Source organism: Pseudomonas sp. PGPPP1 (assembly GCF_002255865.1).
Classification (GTDB): domain Bacteria; phylum Pseudomonadota; class Gammaproteobacteria; order Pseudomonadales; family Pseudomonadaceae; genus Aquipseudomonas; species Aquipseudomonas cremoris.
In genome coordinates, this window is record NZ_NKIG01000019.1 from 91,440 (window position 1) to 108,736 (window position 17,297).

At 62.1% G+C, this 17,297-nt stretch carries 17 protein-coding genes; 8 read left to right on the forward strand and 9 right to left on the reverse strand.

The annotated features are described in order from the left end of the window. Positions 1–16 precede the first annotated feature (16 nt). Genes folE2 through CFE47_RS20455 form a run of 7 tightly spaced genes read left to right on the forward strand, consistent with a single transcriptional unit; the run spans position 17 to position 5,636 of the window. Positions 17–907, forward strand: a complete 891-nt coding sequence (folE2, locus tag CFE47_RS20425; RefSeq protein WP_286839868.1) for a GTP cyclohydrolase FolE2 — start codon at positions 17–19, stop codon at positions 905–907. Beyond that, a complete protein-coding gene (locus CFE47_RS20430; RefSeq protein ID WP_286839869.1) occupies positions 904–1,572 on the forward strand; it encodes a metal ABC transporter ATP-binding protein in 669 nt (222 codons plus the stop codon). The genes folE2 and CFE47_RS20430 overlap by 4 nt, the downstream gene beginning before the upstream one ends. Further along, positions 1,572–2,438 carry a metal ABC transporter permease gene (locus CFE47_RS20435; protein WP_286839872.1) on the forward strand — a complete coding sequence of 289 codons (867 nt, stop codon included), beginning with the start codon at positions 1,572–1,574 and terminating at the stop codon, positions 2,436–2,438. The genes CFE47_RS20430 and CFE47_RS20435 overlap by 1 nt, the downstream gene beginning before the upstream one ends. Before the next feature lie 11 nt (positions 2,439–2,449). Then, positions 2,450–3,328, forward strand: a complete 879-nt coding sequence (locus CFE47_RS20440) for a metal ABC transporter substrate-binding protein (RefSeq protein ID WP_286839875.1) — start codon at positions 2,450–2,452, stop codon at positions 3,326–3,328. Beyond that, positions 3,325–3,738, forward strand: a complete 414-nt coding sequence (gene hisI, locus CFE47_RS20445; protein ID WP_286839876.1) for a phosphoribosyl-AMP cyclohydrolase — start codon at positions 3,325–3,327, stop codon at positions 3,736–3,738. The genes CFE47_RS20440 and hisI overlap by 4 nt, the downstream gene beginning before the upstream one ends. Beyond that, complete coding sequence (locus CFE47_RS20450) at positions 3,735–4,295, forward strand: gamma carbonic anhydrase family protein (protein ID WP_286839879.1); 561 nt, start codon at positions 3,735–3,737, stop codon at positions 4,293–4,295. Before hisI ends, CFE47_RS20450 begins: the two co-directional genes overlap by 4 nt. 3 nt (positions 4,296–4,298) lie before the next feature. After that, on the forward strand, positions 4,299–5,636 hold the full coding sequence (locus CFE47_RS20455; protein WP_286839882.1) for a dihydroorotase: 1,338 nt from the start codon (positions 4,299–4,301) through the stop codon (positions 5,634–5,636). Here the strand turns inward: CFE47_RS20455 and CFE47_RS20460 are convergent. Then, positions 5,633–6,154, reverse strand: a complete 522-nt coding sequence (locus CFE47_RS20460; protein WP_185709587.1) for a DUF3617 domain-containing protein — start codon at positions 6,152–6,154, stop codon at positions 5,633–5,635. The two genes, CFE47_RS20455 and CFE47_RS20460, sit on opposite strands and share 4 nt — an antisense overlap. Before the next feature lie 130 nt (positions 6,155–6,284). On the opposite strand from CFE47_RS20460, the gene cls reads away from it, so the two are divergent. After that, a complete protein-coding gene (gene cls / locus CFE47_RS20465) occupies positions 6,285–7,724 on the forward strand; it encodes a cardiolipin synthase (RefSeq protein ID WP_286839884.1) in 1,440 nt (479 codons plus the stop codon). 132 nt (positions 7,725–7,856) lie between these two features. On the opposite strand, the gene cfaB is transcribed toward cls, so the two are convergent. The 8 genes from cfaB to hflK (CFE47_RS20505) form a co-directional block, all read right to left on the reverse strand. After that, a complete protein-coding gene (cfaB, locus tag CFE47_RS20470; RefSeq protein WP_286839886.1) occupies positions 7,857–9,041 on the reverse strand; it encodes a C17 cyclopropane fatty acid synthase CfaB in 1,185 nt (394 codons plus the stop codon). A gap of 87 nt (positions 9,042–9,128) precedes the next feature. Next, a complete protein-coding gene (locus tag CFE47_RS20475; protein WP_286839888.1) occupies positions 9,129–9,917 on the reverse strand; it encodes an HvfC/BufC N-terminal domain-containing protein in 789 nt (262 codons plus the stop codon). Continuing rightward, positions 9,908–10,753 carry an MNIO family bufferin maturase gene (gene bufB / locus CFE47_RS20480; RefSeq protein WP_286839890.1) on the reverse strand — a complete coding sequence of 282 codons (846 nt, stop codon included), beginning with the start codon at positions 10,751–10,753 and terminating at the stop codon, positions 9,908–9,910. Before bufB ends, CFE47_RS20475 begins: the two co-directional genes overlap by 10 nt. A 67-nt stretch (positions 10,754–10,820) precedes the next feature. After that, on the reverse strand, positions 10,821–11,072 hold the full coding sequence (gene bufA2, locus CFE47_RS20485) for a BufA2 family periplasmic bufferin-type metallophore (protein WP_185709592.1): 252 nt from the start codon (positions 11,070–11,072) through the stop codon (positions 10,821–10,823). Between the two features lie 116 nt (positions 11,073–11,188). Further along, positions 11,189–13,075: a cation-translocating P-type ATPase gene (locus CFE47_RS20490; protein ID WP_286839894.1), complete on the reverse strand. Its 1,887-nt coding sequence runs from the start codon at positions 13,073–13,075 to the stop codon at positions 11,189–11,191. Further along, positions 13,072–14,106, reverse strand: coding sequence for a protease modulator HflK (gene hflK, locus CFE47_RS20495; RefSeq protein ID WP_185709594.1), 1,035 nt, complete (start codon positions 14,104–14,106; stop codon positions 13,072–13,074). The genes CFE47_RS20490 and hflK (CFE47_RS20495) overlap by 4 nt, the downstream gene beginning before the upstream one ends. Then, positions 14,103–15,092, reverse strand: a complete 990-nt coding sequence (gene hflC / locus CFE47_RS20500; RefSeq protein WP_286839929.1) for a protease modulator HflC — start codon at positions 15,090–15,092, stop codon at positions 14,103–14,105. Before hflC ends, hflK (CFE47_RS20495) begins: the two co-directional genes overlap by 4 nt. 9 nt (positions 15,093–15,101) lie before the next feature. Then, on the reverse strand, positions 15,102–17,006 hold the full coding sequence (gene hflK, locus CFE47_RS20505) for a protease modulator HflK (RefSeq protein WP_286839897.1): 1,905 nt from the start codon (positions 17,004–17,006) through the stop codon (positions 15,102–15,104). Positions 17,007–17,297 lie beyond the last annotated feature (291 nt).

The following is a 17,297-nucleotide window of genomic DNA, read 5'->3' on the forward strand; positions in this document are numbered from 1 at the left end:
AATGATGGACCTGCTCATGAACGCGCTGACTCTGCCGGATATCGCCGCGCAGGCTTCACGCCAAGCCTTGCCACTCGACTGGGTAGGCATGTGCGGCATCGCCCTGCCGATTCACATTGACGGTCAGCGCCTGACCGCCACCGCCGATGCCGGCGTGAGCCTGGACGATGGCACCGCCCGTGGCATTCATATGTCGCGCCTGTACCTGGCGCTGGAGATGCTCGACCAGCAGCCCCTTACGCCTGCACTTCTGCGTAATGTACTGCAGCGCTTCATCGACACACATGAAGGTTTATCTAAGAACGCCTACCTAAGTATCCATACGCATCTGCTCCTCAAACGCCCCGCACTGGTCAGCCCATTAAGCGGCTGGAAAAGCTACCCGGTGAGCATCGAGGCACGCCTGGAAAACCAGATGTTCCACGTGGAACTAAAAATTGACGTTACTTATTCCTCAACCTGCCCCTGCTCCGCTGCCCTCGCCAGGCAGTTGATTCAGCAGCAATTTCTCGAAGATTTTGGCAACACGCCGCTGCAACATGCAGACGTCCTGACGTGGCTCGGCAGTGCCAATGGCATCGTCGCCACGCCCCACAGCCAGCGCAGCAGCGCGCAGTTGCACGTGCACCTGCAAGGCGAGCACCTGGCGCTGACAGACCTGATCAACGACGCGGAAGCCGCCCTCGGCACTGCCGTACAAACCGCTGTGAAACGCGCGGACGAACAAGCCTTCGCCCTGGCCAACGGGCAGAACCTGATGTTCTGCGAAGACGCCGCCCGCCGCTTGAACCTCGCCTTGAAACGCTCGGATGCCGTCAAAGCCTTCCACCTGAAAGTGATCCACGCCGAAAGCCTGCACGCGCACGATGCCGTGGCTGAAAGCCGCTGGACGAGACACTCTGCATGATCACCTGCACCGCTCTGCGCTGGGGCGCTCCCGGCCAACCGCTAACGCCTGCCATCGACCTCTCCCTGGAAAAAGGCAGCCTCACCGGCATTATCGGCGCTAACGGCACCGGCAAAAGCAGCCTGCTCAAGGTGATCGCTGGCCTGCAAAAACCGTTGGCCGGCAAAGTCACCGTGGATGTTCCACGCCGTGGTGGCCTGTCGTTCCTGCCCCAACAACAGCACCTCGACCGCCAGTTTCCCATCAGCTTGCAAGAGTTGGTGGCCGCCGGGTTCTGGGGCAGCCAACTCAACCCGCAACAGCGCAGCCAACGCCTTGAAGCCGTGATGGAGGACTGGTGCCTCAGCGGCCTGGAACATCGCCCGTTGATGGCCTTGTCCGGCGGTGAACTGCAACGTGCCCTGCTCGCCCGCATGAGCCTGGCCGAAGCGCCGGTGTTGCTGTTGGACGAACCCCACGCCGCCCTCGATGAAGAAGGCCAGGCGCTGTGCTGGAAACACATCCATGCCTGGCACGAGCAGGGCCGAACCTTGATTGTGGTCTGCCATGACCTGGCCTCCGTACGCCATCACACCCAGCAAGTGGTACAGATCAAAAGCACCGGCTGCGTGTTCGGCGACAGCAAAGCGCTGATCCGACCGCAACCGCACATGCAGGTGGCCTGATGCACTTCGCCGCCCACCTGTGGATGCCGTTTCTCGACTTCGTCTTCATGCGCCGCGCGCTCATCGGCGGCCTGGTGCTGGCCTGCAGCACCGCGCCTCTGGGCGTGTTCCTGATTCTGCGGCGCATGAGCCTGATTGGTGACGCCGTCGCCCACGGCATCCTGCCCGGCGCTGCCCTGGGCTTCTGGTTCGCCGGGCTCAGCCTGCCCGCGTTGACCATCGGCGGACTCGGCGCCGGCCTGGGCATGGCCGGCTTGTCCGCGTGGATCACCCGCCGCACCGGCCTGCGCGAAGACGCCAGCCTAGCTGCCATCTACCCCATCTCTCTCGCAGCCGGCGTGCTGATCCTGGGCATCGCCGGCAAACGCCTGGACCTGCTGCACCTGCTGTTCGGCTCCGCGCTGGCGGTGGATGAAACCACCCTCACCGGCATGCTTTGGGTCAGCGGGTTCAGCCTGATTGCCATGGCGTTGATCTACAAACCGCTGCTGCTGGACACCCTCGACCCGCTGTTCCTGCAAACCGTCAGCCGTCTTGGCCCGTTGGCTCACGGGTTGTTCCTGACCCTGGTGGTGCTGAACCTGGTGATCGGTTTCCAGGCTATCGGCGCACTGATGGTGGTGGGTTTGATGATGTTGCCGGCCATTGCTTCACGCTTCTGGAGCCGGCGCCTGCCGGTGTTGATCGCGGTATCGGCGGTGCTGGGATGCCTGTCGGTGTGGTTGGGTTTGTTGCTGTCGTTCTACTACTCGTTGCCCAGCGGCCCGGCCATCGTGCTGGTGGCTGGCGCCGGGTACTTGCTGTCCGTGGTCTTCGGTCCGGTGCACGGCTTGCTGCGCCGCCCGCCCTTGCTGTCATCCCAATGAGGTGTTTCCCGATGCGCGCTTTACTCGTGCTGTTCAGCCTTTTGCTACCGCTGTCGATGGCCCAGGCCGCCGACAAACTCCAAGTGGTCACCAGCTTCAGTATTCTCGATGACATCACCCACCAGATCGGTGGTGATCACATCCAGATCAGCAACATGGTCGGCCCCGACGCCGACGCCCACACTTACGAGCCCACCCCGGACGATGCCAAGGCACTGCTCAAGGCCAAGCTCATCATCAAGAACGGCCTCGGTTTCGAGCCGTGGCTGGACCGCCTGGTGACCAGCACCGAGACCAAGGCCACCGTCGTCACTGCCAGCAAAGGCGTGGTTTCCCACACCATGGAAGAGGACGGCGAAACCATCCCCGACCCCCACGCCTGGCACAACCTGGCCAACGCCGAAATCTACGTCAACAACATCACCAAGGCCCTGGTGGCCGCCGACCCGGCCAACAAGGCTGACTACCTGCGTAACAGCCAGGCCTACCTGAAAGAAATCTACCGCCTGCTGGCCGAAGCCAAAACCAAGTTCGGCGCGCTGCCACCGGGCAACCGTCGCATCGTCACCTCCCATGATGCCTTTGGTTACCTCGGCCAGGCGTATGGCATCGAGTTCCTCGCGCCGCAGGGCCTGTCCACTGAACGCGAACCGTCTGCCGCCGAAGTCGCTGCGCTGATCACCCAGATCCGCAAAGACAAGGTCAAGGCGGTGTTCATGGAAAACATCAAGGATTCGCGCCTGCTCAAGCAAATCGCTGACGAAAGCGGCGCACAGATCGGCGGCACGCTGTACTCCGATGCCCTCGCGGCAGAAGGCCCGGCCAGCACCTTTACCGGACTGTTCGAATACAACCTCAACACCCTGTGCGCCGCCCTGAGCAAGCCATGACCCTAAGCATGCTCGACCTGGAAGGGGCTGCCATTGGCAGCCGCTTTCCACTCGAACACGTATTGAACGCCCTGCCCTGGAACAGCGATGGGCTGATTGCCGCCATCGCCCAGCAACACGGTAGCGGCGAAGTCTTGATGCTGGCCTGGATGAACCGCCAGGCCCTCAACGAAACCCTGGCCACCGGGCACGTCTGCTATTGGTCGCGCTCGCGGCAACGGTTGTGGCGCAAGGGCGAAAGCTCCGGCCACTGGCAGCAGTTGGTGGAGGCCCGCCTGGACTGTGACGGCGATGCGGTGTTGCTGATCGTCGACCAGCAAGGCCCGGCTTGCCATACCGGCCGGCCCACCTGTTTCTACAACGCCATCGACGGCGACCATGTCCACATTATTACGGAGCCCGCTGCATGATCCGCAAGAACCCTTCCGGCGACCTGCCGGTGATTGCCGAATCGGCCTACGTCGACAAGACCGCCATCATCTGCGGCAAGGTCATCATTGGCGAGAATGTGTTCGTCGGCCCCTACGCCGTCATCCGCGCCGACGAAGTCGACGCCAGCGGCGCCATGGACCCGATCACCATCGGCGCCAATTCCAATATCCAAGATGGCGTCGTCATCCATTCCAAGTCTGGCGCAGCGGTAACGATTGGTGAGTTCAGCTCCATTGCGCATCGCTCCATCGTCCATGGCCCCTGCACCGTTGGCGACCGCGTGTTCATCGGTTTCAACAGCGTGCTGTTCAACTGTGCAGTGGGCGATGGCTGCGTGGTACGCCACAACTCTGTAGTCGATGGCCGCGACTTGCCCGACGCCTTTTACGTCCCTTCCACCACCCGCATCGGGCCCAACACCGACCTGTCGCAATTCCCGCCGGTGAGCGTCAGCGCCTCGGAGTTTTCCGAGGACGTGGCGCGCACCAACGTCGACCTGGTACGCGGCTACAAAGCCCTGCAAAACGAGTTCTGAACCATGAGCCGCCTGCTGATCCGCAATGCCCGCCTGGTGAACGAAGGCCAGGAATTCGACGCCGATGTGCTGGTCGCCAACGGCCGCATCGAGAAGATCGCCAGCAGCATCCAAGACTGCAATGCCCCCGTGGCCATCGACGCCCAAGGCCATTGGCTGCTGCCCGGTATGATCGATGACCAAGTGCATTTTCGTGAACCCGGCGCGCCGGAAAAAGGCAGTTTCTACAGCGAATCGCGCGCAGCCGTGGCCGGTGGCATCACCAGCTTCATGGACATGCCCAATACCAACCCGGCCACGCTGAACCTGGAAGCCTTGGCCGACAAGAAGCGCCGCGCAGCCCTGCACTCAGTGGCCAACTACGGCTTTCACTTTGGAGTCAGCAACGACAACCTCGACACCGTCGCCGCCCTCGACCCGTGCGAAGTGGCCGGGGTCAAAGTGTTCATGGGCGCGTCCACCGGCAATATGCTGGTGGACGACCCGCGCATCCTGGAGCGGCTGTTTGCCGAAGTGCCGACTATCCTGCTGGCTCACTGCGAACACACGCCAAGCATACTGGCCAACGAGCAGCGCTTGCGCGAGCGCTTCGGCGATCACATCCCCGCCGTCGCTCACCCGCTGATCAGGGACGCCGAGGCATGCTATCGCTCATCGTCTTTTGCGGTGGAATTGGCCAAACGCCACGGCACGCGATTGCATGTGCTGCACCTGACCAGCAAGCGTGAACTGGAGTTGTTCGAAGACAAACCGCTGGCGGACAAGCGCATCACTGCCGAGGTTTGCCTGCACCACCTGTTGTTCGATGACCGCGACTATCACCGCCTCGGCCACCAGATCAAATGCAACCCGGCAATCAAGACCCGCGCCGACCGCGACGCGCTGCGCCAAGCCTTGTTGAGTGATCGCCTGGATGTGATTGGCAGTGACCATGCGCCGCATACCTGGGCGCAAAAACAGCTGGGGTATCGAGAGGCGCCGTCGGGTTTGCCCCTGGTGCAGCACGCGCTGCCGGCGTTACTGGAGTTGGTGGCGGATGGGCACTTGCCGCTGACAACGCTGGTGGCCAAAACCAGCCATCGCGTGGCCGACCTGTTCGCGATTCCTGATCGCGGCTACCTGCGTGAAGGCTATTGGGCAGATCTGGTATTGATCCAACCCGAGCCTGAAGGCAAACCCGTCAGCAGCCAACCGATCCTCGGCCGCTGTGGCTGGACACCGTTCGCCGAGCGTAGCTTTCGCCACAGCGTCAGCACCACCTTAGTGTCCGGCCACCTGGCCTGGTACAACGGCCGGGTGGTCGATAGCTGCCAGGGGCTGCCCCTGCATTTCTTGCGTTAAGCGCGGGGTTTGACGGTACCGCAATCGTTGCCCAGCCATTGGGCGTGGGTGTCCAGACTGCCCTTCTGCTGGACGCCAGTGGCATTGAAGGTGCCGTTGACGGTGGTGGTGAATTCCTTTTGGCTTTGGAAAGTGGCCACACCCGTGCCTTGGGCTTTCGGGCAGCTGAAACGGAATTTCCACTGGTTGCCGGTCTTGTCGGTTACTTCCTGCTTGCAGCCCGATTGCGGGTCGGTCAGCGGGATCGAATCGGACGCGACCTGGGCAGGCGTGAGGCATACCTGCACGCCCTTACCGGCCATGGTGATGCCTTGTTTTTCCAGCATGGCGCGCTGTTCAGGCGTCATCTGTTGCTTGAGCTGACCGAGGATCAGCGACAAGTCCGGCAGGTCCTGGTTATCCACTTTCATGTTGCTGGTGGTCAATTCCCACAAGCCCGGCGCCAGCATCTGCGCCTGTGCTGCCACCGGCAGCGCCAAACCAGTCACCAAGGCTAAACAGAGCAAACGAGCATTCATCGGGTAACTCCTGGGTAATGTTGGGCGTTAGACGCCGCAAAGCCGCCAGTGTTGCACGGCAAATAAAATAGCGACATTCGCAGCCGTTCATGGTCTGTTAGGCACTGGACTGTCAGGAGTCATGTCGTTCATGGATTTTTTTGGCCCGCACCTGCTCGCCTACTTCATTGCCACGCTGCATTTTCTGGGGACCCTCGCCGCGATCCACGCGGTGCTGACCGTCAGGACCGCCCAAGGCTCCATCGCCTGGGCCTTGTCCTTGATGTTCATCCCCTACCTGACCCTGATTCCTTACCTGATCTTCGGCCGTAGCACCTTCGACGCCTACATCCAGGCGCGTCGCCAAGCCAACCAGGAAATGCACACCGCAATCACCGAACTGAACTGGCGCCCCTGGGTCGAGGAAGCCCTGGCCGCGCGCAACTCCAGTGCCTACGCCTCCCTGAGGGCAATGCCAAAGCTCGGCCGCATGCCGTGCCTGGCCAACAACGAAGTGCGCTTGTTGATCAACGGCGATGCCACATTCAGCGCGATCTTCGAGGCGATTCGCAACGCCAAGACCGCGATACTGTTTCAGTTCTTCATCATCCACGACGACGAACTCGGCCAACAACTGCACACCCTATTGAAGGAAAAGTCCGCCGAAGGCGTCGCCATTTACGTGCTGTACGATCGCATTGGCAGCCACGCCCTGCCCCATCGCTATGTGCAATCGCTGCGCGACGCGGGGGTACAGGTCAAGGCGTTCGCTACCCGCAGCGGCTGGCTCAATCGGTTCCAGGTCAACTTCCGCAACCACCGCAAGATCGTGGTGGTGGACGGTATGACCGGGTTTGTCGGCGGGCATAACGTGGGTGATGAATACCTGGGCAAAAAACCGCCGCTGGCGCCGTGGCGTGACACCCATGTGCAAGTCACCGGCCCGGTGGTGGCGTGTTTGCAAGAGTCGTTTGCCGAAGACTGGTTTTGGGCTGCGCGTGAGTTACCGCCACTGATCCTGCCGGACTCCTACCCCGAAGACGGCGTGCTGTGCCAATTGCTCGCCAGCGGCCCGGCTGATCCGTACGAAACCTGCTCGCTGTTTTTTGTCGAAGCCATCCATGCAGCAACCGAACGCGTGTGGATCACCAGCCCGTATTTCATCCCCGACGAGGCGGTGTTCTCTGCCCTGCGCTTGGCGGTCTTGCGCGGCGTCGACGTGCGCCTGCTGCTGCCGTCGCGGCCCGACCACCGTATCGTCTACGCCGCTTCCAGCTTGTATGCGATCGAAGCCGTGCGCGCTGGGGTACGCGTATTCCGCTACAAGCCCGGGTTTTTGCATCAGAAGGTGGTGTTAGTGGACAACGAGATCAGTGCGATCGGCAGTGCAAACATGGACAACCGCTCGTTCCGGCTGAATTTCGAAGTGATGTTGTTGACGGTGGATGAAGCGTTTGCCAGCGAGGTGGAGCAAATGCTGCTGGATGATTTCGCCCTGGCCCATGAAGTCAGCCAGGAAGAAAGCCGCGAGACGCGCCGGTTGCAACAACTGGGCATGCGAGTGGCGCGGTTGATTTCGCCGATTCTCTAACTAACACCTCAATACAACTGTGGGAGCTGGCTTGCCTGCGATGGCAGTGCATCAGTCGACTCATCCGGTCCTGATACGCCACCATCGCAGGCAAGCCAGCTCCCACATGGGTAGATCGCTGTTGTTCCCGATTCAGCGGTAGATATCTTCCCGTGTCCACGGCAGTTCATGGCTGCCATCGGCGTGCGGCTTCACTGCCAATATCTGATGCAGGTTGATCCAGCCCCGTGCAAACGCATAAGCACATCCGGCCAAATACAGTCGCCAAATGCGCAACGCCTGCTCCGGCACCATCTTCGCCGCCGCTTCCAGGTTGTCCTCCAACCGCTCACTCCAATGGTCCAACGTGCGCGCGTAATGCAGGCGCAGGCTTTCGACGTCGACCACTTCCAGCCCGACTTCACTGAGTTCTGCGGTCATCATCGCCAGGTGCGGCAGCTCACCGTTGGGGAACACGTAGCGCTCGATAAAATCCCCGGCACCGCGGCCCACGGGTCGACCGTCGGTGTGCTTGGCGGTAATGCCGTGGTTCATCACCAGGCCACCTTCACGCACCGCGCCGAACAGGGTCTTGCAATATTCCGCCAGGTTGGCGTGACCGACGTGCTCGAACATGCCCACGCTCACCACTTTGTCGAAACGGCCGTCTTGCGGCAGGTCGCGGTAGTCGAGCAGTTGCAGGTCCACCTGGTCGGCCAGACCCTCGGCTTTCACCCGTTCCCGGGCCAACGCCAACTGCTCCTTGCTCAAGGTGATGCCAAACACCTTCACCCCGAACTCCCGCGCCGCAAAGCGCGCCAACCCGCCCCAGCCACAGCCGACATCAAGCAAATACTCCCCCGGCTGCAGCCGCAATTTGCGGCACAGGTGGCGGAATTTGTCTTGTTGGGCCTGATCGATGGATTCGCTGCCGGTTTCGAAATAACCGCACGAATACGCCATGTCCTGGTCCAGCCACAGCTGGTAGAACTCGTTGGACAGGTCGTAATGGTAGGAAATGGCCGCTGCATCGGTGGCCTTATCGTGGATCGAGCGCACCGGACGACTCCCCTCGTCGTCTTCGATCAAGGCGTGACTCAATTCGTCACATACCCGGATGACCTCGGCGATGGAGCCTTCCAGCTCCAGTTTGCCCTCGATGAAGGCTTCTCCCAGCGCATCGAGCGTGGGATGGGTCAGCTTGGACACGACCGTGGGGTCCTTCACCACGATGGTCACACTGGGCTCAGGGCCCAAGTTGAATTCATGGCCGTCCCAGAGTCGAAGACGCAGCGGTAGCTGAAGATTCTGTAAGGCCGGTGGAAGTTGCGCGAGCATGAGTAGTCCCCCCTTGTTTCAGACGTCTGGAGTGAGGGTAGACCATCAGAAGACAAAGTAGGAGGCTATCGATTTGATAGCGTTCGTCTATGGCGTCCGACGCTCCAGCAAACCGTCCTGGATCCACTGTTTCAGCCACGTAACGGCCTGAAGGGGGGCACCCTCTCCATAAGTGACTGCTAGCTCGGCGCACAGTTCTGAAAAATTCCAGCCGGTGGTTACCATGCCCGCTAACGCGTAGGCTTCCGCAGGTTCCAGCGTGCGGTAATTGCACACCTGCTGATGGCGCCACACCAGGCAAATGTGTGCCAGCTCAAGCGGGTGGCTGCCGGGGAAGTCTGATTCACCCTTGCTGGCTCGCCAGATCGCTACCGTATTGAAGTGGCACAGCAGCTGCTGCACCGAAGGCGCCAGGGTGACCTGCAAACCCGGCCAGTCCTCGGGCGGCAACTGCGCCATATCGTTCAACCCCAACGGCTCGCCTTGAGGCGCGTCGAATGCCAGGGTGAACGCCCACTCCAACCGCGCCAGTTCAACCAACGGCGGGCTCTGTTCAAGCATCAGGTACTCAGCGATAAACGCCGGCAAGCGCTCACCGAGCCAACGCAGGCTGTAATGGGCGGACGGATAGCGGCGCACGTAAGCGTCTGTCAGTTGCGCGAACTCGTCATCACCCAACCAGTACCAGAGGGCGCCAAAGTCGTGTCGCAACACTTCCTGCAATCTTGAGAGATAAGCGTTGTGGTAAATCGCCAGGCCCGTCTGCACATCCAGCGTCGGCCCGCCCAGCAAGCTGGCGGCAAAACTGCTGTTGGCAGTGCTGGCTTGCGATAACAAATGCTCCTCAAAGGCCAATTGCCAATCGGTCAGGCGCATAACGATCTCCGGGCCAAGGCGGTTGCGCCCAGTTCACGGGCTTTGCTCAACTCGGCGAGCAGTTCCTCGAACGGCGGGAAGTGATCATCACGCTCCAACAACGTCGAGACCGGCCCCACGTGTTCCAGGGTCTGCTGGTACAACGCCCACACCGGATCACACACCGGATGGTCATGGGTATCGACCACGTAGTCGCCGTAGTCCATATGCCCGGCCAGGTGCAGTTGGCGGATGCTTTCAGGCGGCAGATTACGAATGAATGTCCAGGCGTCAAAGCCATGGTTGCGCGAACTCACGTACACGTTGTTCACGTCCAGCAGCAGCTGGCACCCCGACAAGTGAGCCAGCGCGTTGAGAAATTCCCACTCGGTAAACTCATCGGCCTTGGCACGTACGTAGCTGGAGACGTTTTCCAACACCAGCGGGCGCTGCAATACGTCCTGCACCTGACGCACACGGGCGGCCACGTGGTACAGGCTTTCTTCGGTGTAGGGCAGCGGCAGCAGGTCATGCAACTGGTGGGCGCTGCCGCGGCTCCAGCACAGGTGATCAGACACCCACGCCGGCTGGATACGCTCGGCGAGCTGCTTGATCTGCTTCAGGTAATCGATATCGAGGGCATGCGGCCCGCCGATGGACAGGGACACGCCGTGCATCACCAGCGGATAACGCTCGGCGATCGCATCCAGGTAGTACAAGGCTTTACCGCCCTGGACCAGGTAATTCTCGGAGATCACTTCAAACCAATCCACGGCGGGCGACTGTTCGAGGATCTGCTGGTAGTACTCACTGCGTAAACCCAGGCCATAACCGAGGTTCGGGAGGGAAGTGGGCATAGGACACTCCTGGGAAAAGTGTCCGCAGCGGTGGGGGGCTGCCGCTGCGGGTGCACTCGGTGGCCGGTTATTCGCCGACTTTGCCGCCCTTGGCGTCGCACATCGACTTGGTCATCGACAGGAAGCCCTGGCCTTTGCAAGAACCTTGACCTTTGCATGCGTGGTCTTTGGTTTTGCAGTCGTTCTGGCCTTTGCAGGCGTTGACGCCATAGCAATGCACAGTGGCGTCTGCGGCTTGTGCCTGGGTGACCACACCAGCAAACATAGTGGCAGCAGCCATAGCGAGAGCGGCACCAGCAGCAGCGGATTTAATGTTCATCGTGTATTCCTCATGATCAGTAGTGGTGTCGGTCTGAACGGATTGTTCAGTCTCGACACAGCACTAGAGTGAGGCCCCCTATCCGCGTTACAGCTGTGTGCAAATATTTCTGAAAATTATTCCTCCAGCTTTAAAAGCGGTTCCTGAAAGCGCAGCAAACGCCCGGCATTACCCAGTACCAGCAAGGTGCTGAGGTTATGCAACACCGCCGCAATCATCGCGCCCGCCGCCCCTAGCCAGCCAAACGCGGCAAACACAACGATGGCCAACGTCCACCCCAAGCCAATGATCACGTTGACCTGCAACGTCTGACGGCACTGGCGACTCAAACGCACGCACGTGCCCAGGCGCCGCAGGTCGCTGCCGATCAACACCACGTCTGCCGAGGCCAACGCGATGTCTGCCCCGCCCGCGCCCATGGCTACGCCGACCACACCGGCCTTGAGCGCCAGCGAATCGTTGATGCCGTCGCCCACCACCATGGGCCGGAAGCCGCTGTCGATTTCACCCAGCACCCGGTTGAGCTTGTCTTCCGGCAACGCTTGGGCTTCGACGTCACTGATGCCCACGTCCAACGCCAGGCTGTCGGCGACACTTTGGCGGTCGCCGGTGAGCAGCAACTGGCGACCCAGGCCTAGCTCACGCAATTCTTGCAGCGCCTGGCGGGCTTCCGGCTTGACGCTATCGGCCAGCAGCAACCAGGCGAGAAACACTCCGTTCAGCGCCAAACCGGCAATCGGGCCGTCATGGTTCGGGACAGGGGTGGTGACGATGCCCAATTGTTCGAACAACTCCGGCCGCCCCAGTGCCGCTTCGCCGTCCTCGGTCTGTGCCACCACGCCCAGGCCCTGGCGTTCGCGGATGTCGGTCAACGCCAGCATTTGTTCCTGCGTCGCCAACCCCGCCAACGCCCGGCTGACCGGGTGGCTGCTGGCCGAACCTAAACTGGCTGCCAGGTTGAGCAACACCTGCCGGTCCGGTACGGTGGTTTCGACCGATTGCAGGCGCAGCGTGCCAAATGTCAGGGTGCCGGTCTTGTCGACCACCAGGGACGTCAGGTCTGCCAGTTCCTCCAGGAACGCCGAGCTGCGAATCAGAATGCCATGGCGCGCTGCCACGGCAATCCCTGCAATTGCGGTAGCCGGCGCCGACAACACCAATGCACACGGGCACGCCGCCACTAGCACGGCGAGCATCGCTTGCGCGTCGTTAGTCACAAACCAAGTGACCGCCGCCAACAGCAACACCAACACCATATAACTGCCGGCATAGCGCTCCAGCAGCCGGGTGATCGGGGGCTTGGAGCGCTCGGCGTTCTGCATCAGCGCAATGACTTTACCCAGGGTCGACTCGTTACCGGTGCGTGTCACTTGCAGACGCAACAAGCCATCAAGGTTGATCGCCCCGCCAAACACCTGCACGCCCACACTGGCTTCCAACGGCACCGACTCACCGGTAATCGGCGCGGTGTCCAGGCTCGCTTGCCCCGACAGCACCACACCGTCGGCGGGCACTCGGTCGCCGGCGCGCACCTCGACAACATCGCCGGTGTTCAGCGTGCCGTTGTCCACTTCAACAATGCTGCCGTCGGCCTGCACCAACCGCGCATGGCTGCGGGTCAGTTTGCCTAACGCATGAATAGCCTCCTGGGAGCCGATCACGCTGCGCTCTTCCAGCACATGGCCAAAGATCATGATGATCGGCAGTAGCGCGGCGGTCAGCAGATCGCCGGTGGCCCAGGCGCCCAACATGGCCAGGGCGATAAGTTGGTCGGTGATGCCGTGCAAGCTGGGAAACCGCAAGCTGTACCAGGCCGAGCGCATTACCGGAACTGCCACCAGCAACGAAGCGACACCTAGCAGCAGCTGGCTCACACCGGTCTGGTCCGGCGCCAGCCAGCGCCATACCAGGCCCAGCACCAGCAACCCCAAGGCCAGCATGGCCAGGGTCAATTGCCGCGCAGCGCTACGCTGCTCGGCGGAGGTCAACATGGGTGCGCTCATTGCTCGGCTCCCTGGATGATCAAGCGGGAGTCGTCTTTAGGGTCGACCGTGGTCACGGAACCTGCCTGGCCGAGAATCTTCGGCAGGCGCTCGCGGTACAGGCGCAGCAGCAAGCCTGGGTCTTTCACCTGGGCCAGGCTGGCCACGGTCGCGGTTTGCGCCTGGGCGTTGGCCAGCCGTTCACTGGCCTGGGCGTGGGCCACTTGCACCACGCGGTCGGCTTCCTGGTTGGCAGTCTGGGTGAGTTTTTCGGCGTCGGTGCGGGCGTTGGCCACGGCTTTATCCGCCTGCTGGCTGGCCGTCAGCACCGCGTTGAACGCATTCACCGCCGGGCCTGGCAGGCTTGATTGCACATCCACACGGGTGACTTCGATGCCCAAACCCAAGCCGCTGGAAGTCAGCTGTGCAAGGCGCTTGTTGATGCCTTGCACCAGGTCGCCGCGCAGGCGTTCCCGACGTTCGGCGGCGCCGTTGTCGCTGCCGATCAGCTCGGGCCGCGCCACCAGGATCGTATCCAGATCGCGGGCCGCCGTGAGCGCCACGGCGCTGCGGGTCACCAGGCGATCCAACGCTGGCAGCACATGCTCGCCCTGCAACACAAACGCATACGGCTCGGTGACCTTGTAGAACACCCGCACATCCAGCTGCACCACCCCGGCATCGCCGGTCAGCAGGTAACCGGAACCGGCCAGGGCATCGCTGAGCGGCGTGGCGAAAGTAGCCACGCGGTCGGCCTGGACTGCCGCGTCGGAACGCAGCAGGTTCTCCACCCGCCGCTCGATCACCCGATCTGCCGCCGGCAACAGCACCACCTGCTCAAACGGCTGCGGCCAGGCCAGCAGCAGCCCGGCATTCTGGATGCGGTCCAGGGCGCCGAAGTGCAGCACTACCGCGCGGTTCTGCGGGTCGATCTGGCGCACGTTGGAAAACGCCCAGGCCAACGCCGCCAATACCGTCACCGCGTACAGCGCCAGGAAGGTCAGGCGCCCTGCCTGGATCCAGGGGCTGTCCGGGCTGTCACGCTCGATCATGGCTGGACGTCCTTCGGCCCGTCGACCAAGGCGCGGAACGGCGCAGCGTCGGTGCGCAGGATAATCTTGGTGCCCGGCGTGACCACGGTGCCCAAGGTATCCAACGAGCGCAGCAGGTTATACAGCTGCGGGTTGCCGGCGTAGGCACGGCCATAGATCTGCGCAGCTTCCACTCGCGATTGCGCTTCGATGTCGGCGGCTTTCACCGTGGCATCAGCCTGCACAATGCGTGCATCGCGCTCAGCCGCCGAACGGATCTGCGCCGCTTCGCGCTTGCCCACGGCGGTGCGTTCGGTGGCGATGGTCTCGCGCTCGGCGCGCATGCGGTCGACGGTGGCGGTGAGGGTCACCGACGGCAACGTCAGCCGTTCGATACCGACTTGAGCCACGCGCACGCCATACGTCGTGAGCAGTTGTTGATCGATCTGCTGCCGCAACTGGGCTTCGAAATCGGCAATGCGTACTTGGCTGGCATCGGTATTGATCAGGCTGGATAGGTCAAAACTGGCCGCCGTGGTTTCCAGCGCCGAGCCGACAAAGGTGCGGATCTGCCGCGCCGCTTCGTCCGGCTGGTTCTGCACCGCACGCATGAAGCGCTGCACGTTGTCGGCATCGCCCTGCACCTGCCACGCCACGTAGGCCTGCACGATGATACGCAGGCCATCGCGGGTGCCCACATCCTGCAAACCGCTGGAAGTAGTGCGCAGCCGCAAGTCCACCGGAATCGCCGCCTCGAACGGCGCCGGCCAACGCCAGCCCAGGCCCGGTTCCAACAGTACCCGCGACGGGTTGCCGAAACGGGTGATCACCGTGGCCTCGCCAGAGCGCACTTGCACCAGGCTGGCGGCGGCGACGGCAAACAGCACCAGCAACACCGCCCAGGCCATGCGCCGCCAAGGGAACGGGCCGGCGGCGTGTTCGTCACAGTGATGATGGTGGTGATGGCCATGATGATGACCGTGATCGTGGGAATGAGCGCTCAACAGACAGACTCCTTATTGAACGGCTTTACGCGGCACCGAAGGATCGGCCGGCAAAGTAAAAGAACGCAGATCAATCGTCGGTGCGCTGTCGGCACCCAGGCGATGATCCAGAATAAGCAGCTTGGCGTGGGCCAGGCCCTGGCTGAGTTGGCCGAGGTACTGTTCCAGCACGAAGGCCTTGCCAGCGGTGGCATAGGCCTTTTGTTCGGCGGCAAAACGCAGGTCGGCCGCCTGGGCGCCGGCATTCACTTCGCGGGCGGTGGCCGTGGCCTGGTCGCGGGCAGTGCTGGCTTGCAGCAAGGCCTGGTTAGTTTGCTCACTGGCCGCGCCGCGTTCGCGGGAGATCAGGGCCTGGGCGCCGATCTGCGCCGCTTGCACGCCGTGATAGGCATTGGCGGCACCGGCCGGTGGGTGGATCGCTTCGACCACGGTGGCGAGGATCTCTACACCGCTGTCGAGTTTCTGCAGATCCGCCTGTACCGCTCGGCCTATTTCATCGGCGAGGCTGGTGCGTTGTTCACCGAGTAACTCGTCGAGGGTGCGCGAGGCAAAATCGTGAACCAGGATGCGGCTGGCGGTGCTGCGGATCAGGGTTGGCACATCGGCGCTGTTATAAGTGGCGGCGAGCGCGGCTTTGTCGGTCAAGCCAATGCGGTAGACGAAACGCACATCCATATTGACGATCTGGAAACTCTGCTTGTCGCCGCTGCTGCTGGCGATCACCTGGGATTTGTCATTCACATGGCTGGCGTCCCACAGCCGATTGGCGATCAGCGGCGCCGGGCCTTCAGCGGGCGCCAGCTCCGGGGCGGCAGCTTCGCTGACGCTGGTGGCCAACTCATGCACCACGCCGTTTTCCACAGTGATTACACGGCCCAATGGCCATGGCAGCCCGGCGTGCAGGCCGGGGCCGAAGACCTCGACCGGTTTGCCGAAGCGCTCATAAATCCCACGCCCTTGCAGGGGCACTTCGTGCACGCCGGTCAATGCCCAACCTACCGCCAGCACCACCAGCAACACCGGCAGGAACGCGCGGCGCATGTAGGTAAACGCCCAGATCTGGCGCAGGTCGATGCCGAAGCGGTTGTGCAATTCGTGCTGCAAGGCAAGCAAGGGTTGCGGCGGCCAGCGCAGCAGCCCGGCGATAAAGCTTTGCGCCATCAGGCGTGGTTCCAGGCGTGGCTGGCGCGGGCTGAACAGCGACAGCACAGCCCGCAGCAAGAATTCCACAGCGACCAGGGCAGGCAGTGCGCCGATCAGCACCGCCAGGCGCAGCGGCCACACGGACTCGGCACCGGCAAACAACAGGCAAATCGCACTGACCACCGAGCAGATAATCGCCACCCGGCTCAATTGCGCCAGTTGTGAGGCTTCGGGCCATTGGGCAGCGGTTTCCTGGGCCAGGCGACGTTCGAACACCAGCAAACCGAAGGCCAGCGCCAATGCCAACGCAGCACCGATGCTTGCCGATTGACCCAACGGCGCGGCAGGTAACGCCAGGTTCCAGAACTCGATAATGCTGACCAGCGCCAGCAGCGACCAACCGCCAAGCCACAACACCGGCGCGCCGATCTGCTTGCCAAAGCCCTCCAGAAGGCGCGCGTAGCGGCCCGAACCTTCAATCGGCGCTTCAACCGCCGGTTCTTCCAGCGCCTGGGCGCGCCAATCCGCTACCCACCACGCCGACTGCAAACCCGCCACCAGCACCAGCAACGCCGATGCACCGTTGATCAACACCACCGGCCAGATCGACAACGGCGCAAACAGCGCGACAAACAACGCCAGCACCCAGCCAGCAACGGCCAGCACCGTCAGACTGATGCCCGCTTGGCGCAATCGACGGGCGTGAAACACCCCCTGTTGAAAACGCGGAAGGCCTTCCACCGAAGCGCCGTCAGCTTCCAGATCCACTTGCATCCACTCAACGCCCGTTAACACACAATTAGTTACGATATAACACGGGGCGTGAAATTTTTGTCCGATAAACACAGCTTTTGAATGCAACTCAGATCCCCTGTGGGAGCGGGCTTGCTCGCGATGGCGGTAGCCCAATCGCTAATAGGTCGCCTGACACGCCTCCATCGCAGGCAAACCAGCTCCCACAGAGGAATATTGTTGTGCCCAAGAGCGTGACCAACCCCCCATAAACACGTGCCATCACTGGTGAAGGCGCCGAATAATCGGCACACTCCAGGCCAGATTTTCGCG